Source organism: Methyloversatilis discipulorum, from assembly GCF_000527135.1.
GTDB classification, from domain to species: domain Bacteria; phylum Pseudomonadota; class Gammaproteobacteria; order Burkholderiales; family Rhodocyclaceae; genus Methyloversatilis; species Methyloversatilis discipulorum.
This window is the reverse complement of the sequence record NZ_AZUP01000001.1, coordinates 2,980,517-2,994,636: the sequence shown is the minus strand read 5'-3', so window position 1 is coordinate 2,994,636 and position 14,120 is coordinate 2,980,517. Positions and strand designations below refer to the sequence as shown.

The 14,120-nt window shown below is 66.4% G+C and carries 16 protein-coding genes; 5 read left to right on the top strand and 11 right to left on the bottom strand.

What is annotated here, in order from left to right:
• Position 1: 1 nt before the first annotated feature.
• From METFAM1_RS0113935 to METFAM1_RS0113920, 4 genes are all read right to left on the bottom strand, one after another.
• On the bottom strand, positions 2-1,531 hold the full coding sequence (locus METFAM1_RS0113935; protein WP_019915954.1) for a helicase HerA-like domain-containing protein: 1,530 nt from the start codon (positions 1,529-1,531) through the stop codon (positions 2-4).
• A gap of 71 nt (positions 1,532-1,602) precedes the next feature.
• Positions 1,603-3,222 carry a sensor domain-containing diguanylate cyclase gene (locus METFAM1_RS0113930; RefSeq protein ID WP_232419768.1) on the bottom strand — a complete coding sequence of 540 codons (1,620 nt, stop codon included), beginning with the start codon at positions 3,220-3,222 and terminating at the stop codon, positions 1,603-1,605.
• Complete coding sequence (locus tag METFAM1_RS0113925) at positions 3,212-3,646, bottom strand: type 2 periplasmic-binding domain-containing protein (protein WP_019915951.1); 435 nt, start codon at positions 3,644-3,646, stop codon at positions 3,212-3,214. The genes METFAM1_RS0113930 and METFAM1_RS0113925 overlap by 11 nt, the downstream gene beginning before the upstream one ends.
• On the bottom strand, positions 3,646-4,863 hold the full coding sequence (locus METFAM1_RS0113920) for a signal protein (RefSeq protein WP_232419763.1): 1,218 nt from the start codon (positions 4,861-4,863) through the stop codon (positions 3,646-3,648). The genes METFAM1_RS0113925 and METFAM1_RS0113920 overlap by 1 nt, the downstream gene beginning before the upstream one ends.
• Positions 4,864-5,003: 140 nt before the next feature.
• On the opposite strand from METFAM1_RS0113920, the gene METFAM1_RS0113915 reads away from it, so the two are divergent.
• The 4 genes from METFAM1_RS0113915 to metW all read left to right on the top strand — a co-directional run bounded on the left by METFAM1_RS0113915 (position 5,004) and on the right by metW (position 8,065).
• Positions 5,004-5,732 carry a YebC/PmpR family DNA-binding transcriptional regulator gene (locus METFAM1_RS0113915; protein ID WP_019915949.1) on the top strand — a complete coding sequence of 243 codons (729 nt, stop codon included), beginning with the start codon at positions 5,004-5,006 and terminating at the stop codon, positions 5,730-5,732.
• 67 nt (positions 5,733-5,799) lie between these two features.
• A complete protein-coding gene (locus METFAM1_RS0113910; protein WP_019915948.1) occupies positions 5,800-6,117 on the top strand; it encodes a heavy metal-binding domain-containing protein in 318 nt (105 codons plus the stop codon).
• A 188-nt stretch (positions 6,118-6,305) separates the two neighbouring features.
• A complete protein-coding gene (metX, locus tag METFAM1_RS0113905) occupies positions 6,306-7,448 on the top strand; it encodes a homoserine O-succinyltransferase MetX (protein WP_019915947.1) in 1,143 nt (380 codons plus the stop codon).
• Positions 7,449-7,462: 14 nt separating this feature from the next.
• A complete protein-coding gene (gene metW / locus METFAM1_RS0113900) occupies positions 7,463-8,065 on the top strand; it encodes a methionine biosynthesis protein MetW (RefSeq protein WP_019915946.1) in 603 nt (200 codons plus the stop codon).
• 50 nt (positions 8,066-8,115) lie between these two features.
• On the opposite strand, the gene METFAM1_RS0113895 is transcribed toward metW, so the two are convergent.
• The 7 genes from METFAM1_RS0113895 to METFAM1_RS0113865 form a co-directional block, all read right to left on the bottom strand.
• Positions 8,116-9,507, bottom strand: a complete 1,392-nt coding sequence (locus METFAM1_RS0113895) for an AmpG family muropeptide MFS transporter (RefSeq protein ID WP_019915945.1) — start codon at positions 9,505-9,507, stop codon at positions 8,116-8,118.
• Positions 9,508-9,602: 95 nt separating this feature from the next.
• Positions 9,603-10,460: an HDOD domain-containing protein gene (locus tag METFAM1_RS0113890; protein ID WP_019915944.1), complete on the bottom strand. Its 858-nt coding sequence runs from the start codon at positions 10,458-10,460 to the stop codon at positions 9,603-9,605.
• 70 nt (positions 10,461-10,530) lie between these two features.
• Complete coding sequence (locus METFAM1_RS0113885) at positions 10,531-10,821, bottom strand: YqjK family protein (RefSeq protein WP_019915942.1); 291 nt, start codon at positions 10,819-10,821, stop codon at positions 10,531-10,533.
• On the bottom strand, positions 10,818-11,198 hold the full coding sequence (locus METFAM1_RS0113880) for a phage holin family protein (RefSeq protein ID WP_019915940.1): 381 nt from the start codon (positions 11,196-11,198) through the stop codon (positions 10,818-10,820). The genes METFAM1_RS0113885 and METFAM1_RS0113880 overlap by 4 nt, the downstream gene beginning before the upstream one ends.
• Positions 11,199-11,205: 7 nt before the next feature.
• Positions 11,206-11,526: an ElaB/YgaM/YqjD family protein gene (locus tag METFAM1_RS0113875; protein WP_019915939.1), complete on the bottom strand. Its 321-nt coding sequence runs from the start codon at positions 11,524-11,526 to the stop codon at positions 11,206-11,208.
• A 55-nt stretch (positions 11,527-11,581) separates the two neighbouring features.
• Complete coding sequence (locus METFAM1_RS0113870) at positions 11,582-12,613, bottom strand: SGNH/GDSL hydrolase family protein (RefSeq protein WP_019915938.1); 1,032 nt, start codon at positions 12,611-12,613, stop codon at positions 11,582-11,584.
• A 37-nt stretch (positions 12,614-12,650) separates the two neighbouring features.
• On the bottom strand, positions 12,651-13,445 hold the full coding sequence (locus METFAM1_RS0113865; protein WP_019915937.1) for an exodeoxyribonuclease III: 795 nt from the start codon (positions 13,443-13,445) through the stop codon (positions 12,651-12,653).
• 53 nt (positions 13,446-13,498) lie between these two features.
• On the opposite strand from METFAM1_RS0113865, the gene pyrE reads away from it, so the two are divergent.
• A complete protein-coding gene (gene pyrE / locus METFAM1_RS0113860) occupies positions 13,499-14,119 on the top strand; it encodes an orotate phosphoribosyltransferase (protein ID WP_019915936.1) in 621 nt (206 codons plus the stop codon).
• Position 14,120 lies beyond the last annotated feature (1 nt).

Here is a 14,120-nt window from a genome sequence, read left to right as displayed (position 1 = left end):
GCTATTTCCGTCGTCCGCCGAGGATGGAACCGAGCACGCCACGGACGATTTCGCGACCGACCGAACTGGCGATGGTGCGCGCCACCGTCTTGGCGGCGGTCTGGGCCAGACCGTCACGCTGGCCGCCGCGCGGGCCGGTCGAACCGAACACCAGATCCTGCAGCCCGCCGAGCAGGCCGCCGTCACCGGCCGGCGCGTCGGTGGCACCGGGCTGTGCGCCCGGCACCGGCTTCCCGGTGGCGACCGGATTCGCATTCACCGCCGCGGCCAACATTTCGTAGGCCGATTCGCGATCCAGCGTCTGTTCGTAGCGGCCGCGCATCGGCGAGTGCTGGATCGTCGCGCTGCGTTCGTCGGCGGTCAGCGGGCCGAGGCGGGACGCCGGCGGCAGCACGAAGGCGCGCTCGACCATCGACGGCCGCCCCTTTTCGTCGAGGAAGGAAATGAGTGCTTCGCCGGTGCCCAGTTCGAGGATGGCCTGTTCGGCGTCGAACTTCGGGTTCTGCCGCATGGTCTGGGCAGCGGTCTTGACCGCCTTCTGGTCGCGCGGCGTGAACGCGCGCAGCGCGTGCTGAACGCGGTTGCCGAGCTGGGCGAGCACGGAATCCGGCACGTCCAGCGGGTTCTGCGTCACGAAATAGACGCCGACGCCCTTCGAGCGGATCAGCCGCACCACCTGTTCGATCTTCTCCAGCAGCGCCGGCGGCGCCTCGTTGAACAGCAGGTGGGCCTCGTCGAAGAAGAACACCAGCTTGGGCTTGTCCATGTCGCCCACTTCCGGCAGCTGTTCGAACAGTTCGGCCAGCAGCCACAGCAGGAAGGTGGAGTAGAGCTTGGGCGAGTTGTACAGGCGGTCGGCGGCCAGGATGTTGATGGTGCCGCGGCCGTGCTCGTCGAAGGTCATCAGGTCGGCGATGTCCAGCATGGGCTCGCCGAAGAAGCGGTCGGCGCCCTGCTCCTCCAGCTGCAGCAGGCCGCGCTGGATGGCGCCGATCGATGCGGTGGAAATGTTGCCGTACTGGGTCTTGAACTGCGCCGCGTTGTCGCCGACGTGCTGCACCAGCGCGCGCAGGTCCTTCATGTCGAGCAGCAGCAGGCCGTGGTCGTCGGCCACCTTGAACACGATGGTGAGCACGCCGGCCTGCGTTTCGTTCAGGCCGAGCAGACGGGAAAGCAGCAGCGGCCCCATGTCGCTGACGGTCGCGCGTATCGGGTGGCCGGACTCGCCGAACACGTCCCAGAAGCAGACCGGGCTCGGGTAGGGCACGAAATCGGCGATGCCCAGCATGTCGAGGCGCTGTTGCAGCTTCGGGCTGACGGTGCCGGCCGCCCCCATGCCCGAGAGGTCACCCTTCACGTCGGCCATGAAAACCGGTGTGCCGATATAGGAAAAGCGTTCGGCCAGCGACTGCAGCGTGACCGTCTTGCCGGTGCCGGTGGCGCCGGTGATGAGCCCGTGGCGGTTGGCCATATTGGGCAGCAGGGCGAGCGAGAGGTCGCCGGCGCGGGCGACGTGGAGCGGTTCGGCCATGGCTTCTTCCTCGGAGGGGATGGCGCGATGCTACCAGCGCGGCGCCCGCCGGGCAGTGCGGAAAACCGACCCTAGGATGCGAAGCGGTACTGCGACTTGCCGGCGCGCTTGGCTTCGTACATTGCCTCGTCGGCACGGCGCATCAATGCGTCCGGTGCGTCTGCTCGCGAGTCGGTGTAGGCGATGCCGACGCTGGCGCCGATCTGCACCAGCTGGTTGCCGCCGGCGTCTATCGGCCGCGCCAGTGCGCTGACGATCTTGGCGGCGATGAAGCGCGCGGTGTCGGGGCTTTCCAGCGCGCACAGCACGACGACGAATTCGTCGCCGCCCAGTCGCGCGACCAGATCGGTGCGCCGCACAACCGCTTCCAGCTGTCGCGCCACCCAGCTGAGCACGCGATCGCCGGCCTCGTGGCCCTGCGTGTCGTTGACCTGCTTGAAGCCGTCGAGATCGACCAGCATCAACGCCAGACCACTGCCGTGCAGGTTTTCCAGGGCGCTGCTGAGCCGGTGCTCGATGCCGCGCCGGTTCAGCAGACCGGTCAGCGGGTCGCGCTCGGCCATCGCCAGTGCGCTCGCCTCGGCCCGCTTGCGTTCGGTCACGTCGTTGGCAATGCCCTGCAGCAGGCCGTCGGGCAAGGGGTTGAGCACGACGTGCAGCCAGAGCACGCCCGATTCACCGTACTGCACGCCGAAATCGGCCGAGGTCGGCCGCTGGTCGCTCAGTGCGCGCACCATCAGCGTATCGAGCCGCGACGAGGCGTCGCCGAGCAGGGTGCCCAGCGCATAGCTGCGATCGCTGCCCTCGCGTGCCGGCAGGCCCAGCTTGGCCGCCAGCCAGGGGTTCCAGTCGTGCAGGCGACCGGCGTTGTCGACGGTGAAGATACCTGTTTCCGCGCTTTCGAAGATGAGCCTGAACTTGCGCTCGGACGCTTCGAGCTGCGCCCGCGTGTCGCGCTCGGCGGCGAGCAGATCGTCCATCCGCGTGATCAGCGTGTTGACGTCGCCGGCCAGCCGGCCGATCTCGTCGCCGGCGTGGCCGGTCGGCACCGACACATGCTTGCCGACGCCGATTTCGAGGTGATGCAGGTCGTCCGACAGCTTCTTCACCGGGCGCGTGAACACGTTCAGCACCACCCAGGCCACCGACAGCACGACGAACACCAGTTCGATCAGCAGGATGATGGCGATGAAGCGTGAGTAGGAACCCGCGGCCTGCGCGATCTTCGAACTGGCCGGCCACACCCTCAGCTCGCCGACCTGCTGGTCGGGCGAGAATGGCGAGGTCAGCGGGCGTGCCAGCACCGGCAGCCGCAGCACGCCGGCCTCGTCGTCGGCTTCGCCCACCGAAGCCAGCACGTGGTCGGTTTCGGTGATGACGACGCGGGCGACCGCATCGTTGAGCAGCAGGCCCTGGGCTACCTCGTGCGCCAGTTGTTCGTCGCGCGCGAAGGCGGCGACGCTAGCGGTGCGTTCGACGGTGGCCATCAGTTCCACCAGCTGCCGCTGCATGCGGTTCCGCTCTTCCCGCCCGACCATGACGGTGCTGACCAGCGCGACCAGAACACCGACCAGCCCGCCGAAGAAAAGCATCAGCAGCATGGTCCGCCAGACCACGCTGGTCTGCAGCCGACGTGGCGAGTGCGCTGCGTCGGGTATGCCGGGGGGACGGAAAGCCGGTTCAGTACTCAAGGAGCAGCACCACCCGGACGCGCTTGTCCACCCGCGCAGCGTCGACGTAGCCGATCGCGCCGCGCTCGGCCGCGACGCGACGCAGCACCGACTCGGCGTCGTCGATCTGCTCCGGCGGCTGGGTCCGTCCGGAGAACTTCAGGCGCGCCCAGTAGGCGCTGATCTCGTTCATTTCGCGATTGACCAGTGCGCGGTAGAAGTCCGCGCGCAACGATTTCGTATCCAGAACGACGGCGGGCGTGCCGGACGGCAGGTGCTTGATGCGACCAAGGAACAGATGGCTCACTTCCTCCCTGCTCAGGCTGTCCACCCCGCTCGATGGGTGAACGATGACCGCCAGCGCTTCCGCACGCGCCCATCCGCTCACGAACGCGAGAACGAGCGTGAGCAAGGTCCGTCGGGTGAACAAGTGCATCAGCGGCATCAGAAAACGAAATCCAGCACGACGGTGAACAGCGTCAGACTGGCATCGCGGACCGGCAGACCGCTGGGGGTGATCAGTATCGACGACGATGAGGCATTGATCTTTTCGATTTGTACCTTCAAGGCGTAATCGGTGGCGAAGTCATAACGCACACCGGCGCCGAAAGTGCGCTGATTCATCGTCAGCCGGTCGACGACGCGGTCGTAGACGACCTGCAGTGCCGCTGCCGGCGCCGGCAACGTCAGCGCACTGTCGTCCGGCTCGAAGGAGATGCGTCCCCAGGTCAGATAGGGCTTCCACGCGCCGATGCGATAGCCGGCGACCACGCTGGAACCCCAGCCCGAATAGCGCGGAAACTGAGAGAAGGTTTCCCGCGCGAGAATGCCCTGCAGCGACCACGGACCGTTTTCGTAGCGCGCGCTGAGGCCGGCGAAGGTGATGTGGTGCGAAGTCTGTATCTGCGACGCCCGCAGCTGGGCCTGGGCCAGCGGCACCGAGGCCAGTGCGTCGCGCAACTGCACCAGCGACAGATCGCCGCGCGCGTGGATGTCGGCCCAGGCCGCCTTCAGCGTCAGCGTGTCGCTCATCCACTCGATCGTCGCGCCCACGGTGGTCGCGTCGTCCTGCGTCACCCGCTGGCCGTACAGGTAGAAGTCGCCGCGCGACTGTCCGCCATAGAACTTGATGCTGCCCAGCCCGTCGCCGACGGGTGCGCGCAGCGTGAGGTCGGCGCCGTCGAAGCGGTCCTGCGTCACCACGCCGTACACCTCGGTCGGCGGTCGCGCCGCGGTGTAGGCGTAGCCGACGTGGCGCGAGTCGCCTTCGAGATAGATGTCCGCACCCAGCCGGCCGGCACGCAGTTCCAGCCAGTCGGTCGGGGCATAGCGCACGAAGCCCCAGCTCAGCATCGGCGTCCAGTTGCCTTCGCTGTTCAGGCGGCTGACCGCCTGTATCGTCGTCGACCAGCGCGGATTGAAGCTGGCGCTCGCTTGCAGACCGATGCGGGTGTCCAGACGGAAGCCGAGCTTGTCGCCCTCGATGCCTCCGGCCTGTTCGAGGTCACGCCGATAGACGACGTTCTCCTGGCTGTGATAGCCGGCGCCCAGCGTTCCGAAGCCGCCGAACTGCCACAGCTGTTCGGTGGCCGGGTCGTCCGCCAGGGCGCCGCTGCTGGCGCTGACGGCCAGCAGAGCGATCAGAAGTCTTGTATTTGTCACGATTGCATTCACCCGCCGGCCACGGGTGCCGGAAAATTCCCATTCGGAATTAACGGAGCCGCGCGCGACGCTCTTGAGCCCGTCATCGGCGCTCTCGATTAAAATCGTGGCTTGCACATTTCCAACGGAAGCACTCTTTCATGGCCGGTCATTCCAAGTGGGCCAACATCCAGCATCGCAAGGGGCGTCAGGACGCCAAGCGGGGCAAGGTGTTCACCAAGCTGATCAAGGAAATCACCGTGGCGGCCCGCATGGGCGGCGGCGACCCCAACTTCAACCCGCGCCTGCGCATGGCGGTGGACAAGGCGAAGGGCGAAAACATGCCCGGCGACAACATCGATCGCGCGGTCAAGCGCGGGACCGGTGAGCTCGACGGCGCAAGCTACGAGGAAATCCGCTACGAAGGGTACGGCATCGGCGGTGCCGCTGTCATGGTCGACTGCCTGACTGACAACCGTACCCGCACCGTGGCCGACGTGCGCCATGCCTTCTCCAAGTATGGCGGCAACCTCGGCACCGACGGCTCCGTGGCCTTCATGTTCAAGCACTGTGGCCAGTTCATCTTCGCCCCCGGGACGTCCGAGGACGCGCTGATGGAAGCGGCGCTGGAAGCCGGCGCCGAGGACGTGCTGACCAACGACGACGGCTCGATCGAGGTGCTGAGTCCGCCGGCCGATTTCGTGGCGGTCAAGGACGCGCTGGAAAAGGCCGGCTTCAAGGCCGAGTTCGCCGAAGTGACGATGAAGCCGCTGAACGAAAGCCCGCTGGCCGGCGACGACGCCGCCAAGATGCAGAAACTGCTGGATGTGCTGGACAGTCTGGACGACGTGCAGGAGGTCTACACCACCGCGGTGATGGACGAAGAGTAAAGTTGCCGGGGTCAGGTCGCCAGGGTCTTTCGCCCAGGTTGTTTCGCATATTCACCGGAGAACGCCAATGCTGCTCACCACCACGCCCACGCTCGAAGGCCGGCCCATCCGCCAGTACCACGGCGTGGTGACCGGCGAAGCCATCATCGGCGCCAATATCTTCAAGGACCTGTTCGCCAGCATCCGCAACGTGGTCGGCGGCCGCGCCGGCGCCTACGAAAGCACGCTGGCCGACGCGCGTGACGCCGCGATGCAGGAAATGAGCGAGGCGGCGGCGAAGCTGGGCGCCAACGCGGTGGTCGGCATCGACATCGACTACGAAGTACTGGGCGCCGACAACGGCATGCTGATGGTGTGCGTGAGCGGTACGGCGGTCAGCACGTGACGCGCCGCACGATTGACAAACCCGCCTGATTCGCCAGAATGCAGGCAGTTTCCCCTGTTTCATGGCGCCGATTTGTCTCAGCTTGCGGGCGCCCGGGTTCCTCCGGCGGTGTGCTGCCGGATCTCCCTTACAAATTCGGCTAAAGCGAGGGCGAACCCGGTCCTGGCTTTGGTCAACCGGGTTTTTTCATGGCCAACGAAATATCCATTCCTGAAGACAGCGTCGGCATCGTCAGCCCGCTGTGCGCGCGCTTCGACACGCCGCTGACGCTGAAAAGCGGCGCCGTGCTGCCGGGTTTCGAGCTGATGTACGAAACCTACGGCGAACTGAACGCCGCCCGCTCGAACGCCGTGCTGGTCTGTCCGGCGCTGTCCGGTCACCATCACGCGGCCGGCATCCATGCCGACGCGCCGAAGAACACCGGCTGGTGGGACAACCTGATCGGCCCGGGCAAGCCGCTCGATACGCGCAAGTTCTTCGTCATCAGCGTGAACAACCTCGGCGGCTGTCACGGCTCGACCGGCCCGATGAGCACCAATCCGGAAACCGGCAAGCCCTGGGGGGCGGATTTCCCGGTGGTGACGGTGGAGGACTGGGTGGCGGCGCAGTCACTGCTGGCTGATCGCCTGGGCATCGACTGCTGGGCGGCCATCATCGGCGGCAGCCTGGGTGGCATGCAGGCGATGGCGTGGTCCATCCACCTGCCGGCGCGCGTGCGCCATGCGCTGGTGATCGCGTCGGCGCCCAAGCTGACGGCACAGAACATCGCTTTCAACGAAGTGGCGCGCCAGGCCATCATCACCGACCCGGATTTCCACGGCGGCCACTTCTACGAACACAACACGCTGCCGCGCCGCGGTCTGCGGCTGGCGCGCATGCTGGGCCACATCACCTATCAGTCGGACGATCTGATGGCCGAGAAATTCGGCCGCCGGCTGCGCGAAGGCGGCCGCAAGTTCAGTTTCGAGGTCGAGTTCGAGGTCGAGTCCTATCTGCGTTACCAGGGCGACAAGTTCGCCGGCAGCTTTGACGCCAATACCTATCTGCTGGCCACCCGCGCGCTCGACTACTTTGACCCGGCGCATGACGCCGGCGGCGATCTGGCTGCCGCCTTCGCGCCGGCCACCGCCGACTACCTGCTGGTGTCCTTCTCGACCGACTGGCGCTTCGCGCCGTCGCGCTCGCGCGAAATCGTCGATGCGCTGATGCGCAAGGGGCGCAACGTGAGCTACGCCGAAATCGAATCGTCGGCCGGCCACGACTCCTTCCTGCTCGACGACCCGCACTACCATGCGGTGCTGCGTGCGTATTTCGACAACATCACGGTGTGAGGCTGGGTACCGACATGACTGCACTGGACGGACGCATAGACTACGACGTGATCGCCGGCTGGGTGAGCCCAGGCGCGCGCGTGCTCGACCTCGGCTGCGGCGATGGCGCGCTGCTGCGCCACCTGAAGGACAGCCGTGGCGCCAGCGGTTACGGCGTCGAGATCGACATCGAGCGCGTGATCAGCTGCATGCGCAACGGCATCAACGTGCTGCAGATCGACCTGGAGAAGGGGCTGTACGACTTCGTCGACCAGAGCTTCGATCTGGTCATCATTTCGAACGCGCTGCAGACCCTGCACCGCACCGAAAAGCTGCTGACCGAAATGCTTCGGGTGGGCCGCGAGGCAGTGGTGAGCTTCCCCAACTTCGCCTTCTGGAAGCACCGCATGGCCATCATGGACGGCCACATGCCGGTGTCCGACCGCCTGCCCTACCAGTGGTACGACACGCCCAACGTCCGCTTCTTCACCATCGCCGACTTCGAGGCGCTGTGCGAAAAGCTGGGTATCGAAATCCGTGAGCGCCTGGTGCTCGACGATGCCGGCCAGCCGGTGAAGGAAGAGCCCAATTTCCTCGGCAGTTTTGCGCTGTATAGATTGGGAGGGGCTAGAGGCTAGGGGTCAGGGGTCAGGGGAAGCATGCGGGCGGCTTCGCCGCCCGGAATTCGCTAGCCCCTGGCCCCTCCTCCCTGGTCCCTGCCCCTCGCCCGCCCCGCAAGCAGTACCAGCCCCAGCACCGGCACGCCGAGCAGCGCGGTGGCGGTGAAGAAGGCTTCGTAGCCGTGGGCGTCGACATAGACGCCGGAGAAGCCGGCGATGAACTTCGGCAGCAGCAGCATCAGCGAACTGAACAGCGCGTACTGGGTAGCCGAGTAGGCCACGTTCGTCAGCCCTGACAGATAGGCGACGAAGGCCGAAGAGGCGATGCCGGCCGACAGGTTGTCGGCGGAGATCGCGAAGATGAGCCCGTTCACGTCGTGGCCGCGGCCGGCCAGCCAGACGAACAGCAGATTGGTGGCCGACGACAGCGCGGCGCCGAGGAACAGCGTCTTCATGACGCCGATGCGCGCCGTCAGCACGCCGCCGATCACTGCGCCGACGATGGTCATGCCGACGCCGTACACCTTGGCCACATTGGCCACTTCGTCCTTGGTGTAGCCCATGTCCACGTAGAAGGCATTGGCCATGATGCCCATCACCACATCGGAGATGCGGTAGGTGCCGATCAGCGCCAGCAGCAGTACCGCGTGCCAGCGATAGCGGCGGATGAAATCGACGAAGGGCGACACCACCGCGCCATGCACCCAGGCGGCGGCGGCCAGCAGCGGGCCGTGTAGCCCCTCGCGCGCCAGCCACTCGCGGGTGCGCGCCTCGCGCTGCACGGTGTCCGCCGACACCGGCGCATCCGGCTCGCGTATCAGCAGCGTGGTAAGGATGCCGACGCCCATGCTGGCCGCCATGATCAGGTAGGCGAAGCGCCAGGGCGCGTGTTCGTAGGCGGTATCGGTGGCATCGACCGAGGCGGCCAGCCACAGCACACCGGCCGAGGCGGCAATCATCGCGATGCGGTAGCCGCCCTGGTAGGTGGCGGCCATTGCGCCCTGAAGCCGTTGCTCGACCGCTTCGATGCGGTAGGCGTCGAGTGCGATGTCCTGGGTGGCGGAGGCGAAGGCCACCGCCAGTGCGCACCACACCATGCGTTCCAGTGCCTGCGCCGGGTCGGTGTTGGCCATGCCGAACAGCGCGCCGGCGATCGCCAGCTGCGACAGCAGCAGCCAGCTGCGCCGACGCCCGAGCAGTCGTGTCAGGCCGGGCAGCGGCAGGCGGTCTACCAGCGGAGACCATACCCACTTGAAGCCGTAGGCCAGTCCTATCCAGCTGAAGTAACCGATGGTCGAACGGTCGATGCCGGCCTCGCGCAGCCAGTAGGACAGCGTGCCGAGCACCAGGATGAGGGGCAGACCGGCGGAAAAGCCGAGGAAGAGCATGCCGACGACGCGCGGGTGCGCATACACCTTCAGGCTGTCGAGCCAGCCGGCGGCAGGAGATGTGGGGATCAAGGGCGGACGGAGTGAGACGGCAGGTAAGCGGGAAGATACCAGTGCCCGCGCCTTCCGTCCGGTCTGCGACGGGTCGCGATGCGCCGATCAGGCGACTACGCGTACTCGGAGAAGAACAGCCCCATCACCGCCGCCAGCGAGCTGCCCGCTTCGGCGCAGGCGCCTTCGAAGGCCTGCGGCTCCAGCCGGGTGATCTGCCAGGCGGCCGGCGAGGCCGAGGCGACGATGCGGGCCGAATCGATCAGTTCCGCGTCGTAGCCGACCGCGTGCCGCGCCAGATGCAGCAGCGAAGCTTCGAATTCGTGCGGCGCGCCGTGCGCCGGATCGATCTGGGCGCCGATGGCGACAGCAAAGCTGCGTGGCAGCCGCCATTCGGTCAGCAGGGCTTCGCCCACTGCGGCGTAGTCGCAGCCAACGATTTCGCGTTCCAGATGCTCGATCGGTGCGCCGGTTGCACGGCTGTCGACCAGCGCCTGTTCCGACTCCTGCGGTGTGTGCATGTACATGACCATGTGGCCGATGTCGGCCAGCATGCCGCCGACAAACAGCCGCTCGGCGTCGAGCAGGCCGCAGCTCTTGGCGGCCGCGCGCGACAGCAGGCCGCGCATCGCCGAGGCCCGCCAGAAGCGGGCGACATCCATGCGTTCCGGGCGCATGCCGGCGAATACGGCGGTCACCGTCGTCGCCAGCACGATGTCGTGCACCTGCTGCATGCCGAGCACGCTCACCGCGCGCTGCATCGTTTCGATCTTGCCCGGGAAGCCGTAGAACACGCTGTTGACGACGCGCAGCACGCGCATCGTGATGCCGGGGTCGGCGGCCACCACCTTGGCCAGTTCGATCACCGAGCCATCCGGGTCGTCGATGACCTGCTTCACCCGGTGGTAGATGGCAGGCAGCGTGACCAGCTCGGTCGTTCTGCGCGCCAGTTCCTGTGCGGAGTGTGTGGTCATCGGAGGAGCGGGGATTCGGTGGTAATGAGCTGAATTCGGCGTCCTGCCGGAAAACTTGAGCGCCCGTCGCTCAGCGGGAGGTCAAGCGGTGCTGCAGCGTGCCGAGCAGCCGCCAGGCCCCCCACAGCCGCAGGCCCCAGCGCCAGACGCGCCGCGGGCGCACGAGCGCGAACCCGACCAGCGCAGCCGCCAGCGCCTCCGGGTGACCGCGCACCCAGGCGGCTCCAGCGCGGATCTGATCGCCGACGTTCAGGACCGGGTCGAGAACCGCCGATTGCGTTGCCGCTTCGACGCGCAGACGGCGTGATCGTTCGACCAGCCGCTCTCGCGCAAGGGCCAGACGCAGGCGCCGTTCGTTCATCGGCCCAGCGCGTCGCGGTCGCGCTTCAGCTCGTCAAGCGTGGATGCGAACAGCCGCGTGCCTTCGGCCATGCGCGCGCGGGCGATGACCGCGGCGACCACGCCCAGCGTAATGAACAGCGTCGAAAACAGCGTCAGCACCAGCAGACGGTGGCTGTCCCACAGCAGCACCGTCAGCAGCACCGCCAGGAAGGCGATGCCGAAGGTGAGGAAGGCGATGGCCAGCGCGCCATAGACCAGCAGTTCGGTCAGGCGCAGCGCTTCGTCGCGCGCTTCGACGGTGATCAGTTCCAGCCTGACGTGAACGATCTCGATCAGGCTGGAAACGAATCCCTTCAGCGATACGGCGAGGCGCTCAGGCCGGGGCGATGCGGCCATCGCGAGCTCAGCGGCGGCCGATCAGCAGACCGACCAGCAGACCTACGCCAGCGGCGACGCCGATCGACTTCCACGGGTGTTCATGCACGTAGTCGTCGGTGGCGCGGGCCACTTCGCGCGACTTTTCCTTCAGCGCCGCTTCCGCATCGGCCAGTTTGTGACGTGCGGAGGTGAGATTTTCCTGCATGCGCACGCGCAGTTCGCCCACCTTCTCGCCGGCCTGGTTGGCGGTCACACGCAGCAGTTCTTCGGCGTCGGAGATGACCACCTTCAGGTCTGCAACCAGCTTTTCCTTGGTGACGGTGTTCTGATCGATCAGTTCGGACATTGCTCTTCTCCTTTGCGAGTGAAGTCATTTCGGGGCAGACCCCGAAGTTAGCCGTTCAGGTTGCGGGCCGCAACGCAACGGTGTCGTCGGCCGGGCGCTTCCACTGTAGGCGACGGGCTACACCGAGCAGGCTCAGGCCGGCCAGCAGCATGGCCCAGCGCTCTGCCTCCGGAACCAGGGCCGCGGCGAGAAACGCGGTCGCCACGGCCTGATGACCGGCCGTTGTGATGTGGACGTCGTCCCAGAACAGATAGCCCGCCGGATTGGCCGGGCAGCCTGCCAGTGTCTGGCAGGGTGTATCTATATTGGTGAAGCCGTACTGACTGGGATCAAGCGCCACGTCATTGAGCAGGCCCGATACGTCGACCGTGCGGAAGCGGGCATCCGCCAGATTCAGGTCGAGCTGCTCGAGCATCAGCGCGAGCGCGGCGTTGTGGGCGGCCGACACCGAACTGGCCAGACCGGCCGCCAGCGGACCTTCCTCGACAAAGGAGGGCGTCAGGCCGAGGTCGGGCATGTTGGGAATCAGGAAATCACGTGCGCCCGCCGCGTACAGCGAGGTGATCGCCGTCTGCAGATTGCCCACCGCATTGCCCACGGTGGCGGGCGTGGTCAGCGAGGCGGGCAGGAAATAGTCGTTCGGGCCACCCCAGATGAAGTAGAGCTTGTCGGCGCCACCGCCGCCTCCGGCTACGTAGTCAACCACCTGGGCGCTGATGCCGGTGCCGTTCAGCCAGCCCGGAGATTTCTGCAGCAGGCTTGCAAGCTGTGCGCCCTGGCTGGTGTCCTCGACATAGTTGTCGGAGCCGCCGCCAGTCGGCGTGCCGGTGCGCGCGCCGCCCACCGCATGGTTGTCCAGCGGCAGGTTGAGCCAGGCGGCCAGGTACTCGACCGCCACCGGGCCGTTGGAAAAGCGCCCCGGCGCGTAGCCGAACAGCGCGGACGGGAAGAGACCGGAGCTCAGCGTCTGGAAGTTGCCAGTGTCCGACAGGCTGTCGCCGAACACGACCAGTTCGTTCCATTCAGCCGCGGCCGGCAGCGAAAGACCCAGAGCGGCGGCGAGAGCGAGACTGCGCAGAGCTTTCATGACGGTCCTTTCGACGGACGGGCGATGACTTCGGGATTCACGCGATATCGACATCGTAGTCGACAATGAGTGGAGCATGATCGCTGAAGCGTACGTCCTTGTAGACGCTTGCCGCACGGGCCTTTGCCGCGATGCCCGGAGTGGCGATCTGGTAGTCGATGCGCCAGCCCACGTTCTTCGCGCGGGCCTGGCCGCGATTGCTCCACCAGGTGTAGCAGTCGTCGGTGGCGTCCGGGTGCAGCGTGCGATAGACGTCCACCCAGCCGCCCGCGCCCAGCAGCGCGGTCATCCAGGCGCGCTCTTCCGGCAGGAAGCCCGAGTTCTTCAGATTGCCCTTCCAGTTCTTCAGGTCGATTTCCTGGTGCGCGATGTTCCAGTCGCCACACACCACGATCTCGCGCCCACTGGCCCGCAGCGCGGCCAGATGCGGCTGGAAGCGGTCGAGGAAGCGGAACTTGGCCTCCTGGCGTTCGGGCGCACTGGAACCGGAGGGCAGGTAGAGCGAAATCACCGTCACATCGCCGAAGTCGGCCTCGACGTAGCGGCCTTCGTTGTCGAATTCCTCGACGCCGAAGCCGGTGATCACCCGCGACGGCTGTCGCCGCGCGTACAGGCCGACGCCGCTGTAGCCCTTCTTTAGCGCATAGTGGAAATGCCCGTCGCGACCGCCCATCGCCACCGGTGCGCGCATCGACGCATCGAGGTCGGCCTCCTGCGCCTTCAGTTCCTGCACGCACAGCACGTCCGGCGCCGTGCCGGCGACCCAGTCCCACACGCCCTTGGTGGTGGCCGAGCGGATACCGTTGAGGTTGAGCGACACGATACGTAACATGGCCGGTTTGTCCGTTCTGATTGGAAAAGCCCGTGGATTCTAGACGTGAATTCGTGAAGTTCGCCGTCGATACCGGCGTGCTGCGCTTCGGCAGCTTCACCACCAAAGCGGGGCGCGAATCCCCCTACTTCTTCAACGCCGGGCTGTTCAACAGCGGTGCTTCGGTGCTCAAGCTTTGCAGCTTCTATGCCGATACGATCATCAGTCGTGCGCCGCAGTTCGACATGCTGTTCGGACCGGCCTACAAGGGCATCGTTCTGGCCGCAGGTACCGCGATGCAGATCGCGCAGCACGGTCGTGACCTGCCCTTCGCGTTCAATCGCAAGGAAGCCAAGGACCACGGCGAAGGCGGCACGCTGATCGGGGCGCCGCTGAAGGGACGGGTGCTCATCATCGACGACGTGATCAGCGCGGGCACCTCGGTGCGCGAGTCGGTCGAACTGATCCGCGCCGCCGGCGCCGAACCGGCCGGTGTGGCGATTGCCCTCGACCGCATGGAGCGGGGCACCGGACAATTGTCAGCGGTTCAGGAAGTGGAACGTTCTTACGGCATGCCGGTGGTTGCCTGCGCCACGCTCGACGATCTGGTCGGCTATCTGCAGGAAAGCCCGGGCATGCAGGGCAATCTCGACGCGGTGCGTGCCTACCGCGCGAAATATGGAGTGAATGGCTGAA

Excerpts from the sequence above, each read along its gene's own strand:
- METFAM1_RS0113910 (WP_019915948.1), top strand. The coding sequence starts at position 5,800 with ATGCTGCTCACCACCACGCCCACGCTCGAAGGCCGGCCCATCCGCCAG.
- METFAM1_RS0113880 (WP_019915940.1), bottom strand. The coding sequence starts at position 11,198 with ATGGCCGCATCGCCCCGGCCTGAGCGCCTCGCCGTATCGCTGAAGGGA.
- metX (WP_019915947.1), top strand. The coding sequence starts at position 6,306 with ATGGCCAACGAAATATCCATTCCTGAAGACAGCGTCGGCATCGTCAGC.
- METFAM1_RS0113870 (WP_019915938.1), bottom strand. The coding sequence starts at position 12,613 with ATGAAAGCTCTGCGCAGTCTCGCTCTCGCCGCCGCTCTGGGTCTTTCG.
- METFAM1_RS0113865 (WP_019915937.1), bottom strand. The coding sequence starts at position 13,445 with ATGTTACGTATCGTGTCGCTCAACCTCAACGGTATCCGCTCGGCCACC.
- METFAM1_RS0113915 (WP_019915949.1), top strand. The coding sequence starts at position 5,004 with ATGGCCGGTCATTCCAAGTGGGCCAACATCCAGCATCGCAAGGGGCGT.
- metW (WP_019915946.1), top strand. The coding sequence starts at position 7,463 with ATGACTGCACTGGACGGACGCATAGACTACGACGTGATCGCCGGCTGG.
- METFAM1_RS0113935 (WP_019915954.1), bottom strand. The coding sequence starts at position 1,531 with ATGGCCGAACCGCTCCACGTCGCCCGCGCCGGCGACCTCTCGCTCGCC.
- METFAM1_RS0113890 (WP_019915944.1), bottom strand. The coding sequence starts at position 10,460 with ATGACCACACACTCCGCACAGGAACTGGCGCGCAGAACGACCGAGCTG.
- METFAM1_RS0113925 (WP_019915951.1), bottom strand. The coding sequence starts at position 3,646 with ATGCCGCTGATGCACTTGTTCACCCGACGGACCTTGCTCACGCTCGTT.
- METFAM1_RS0113875 (WP_019915939.1), bottom strand. The coding sequence starts at position 11,526 with ATGTCCGAACTGATCGATCAGAACACCGTCACCAAGGAAAAGCTGGTT.
- METFAM1_RS0113885 (WP_019915942.1), bottom strand. The coding sequence starts at position 10,821 with ATGAACGAACGGCGCCTGCGTCTGGCCCTTGCGCGAGAGCGGCTGGTC.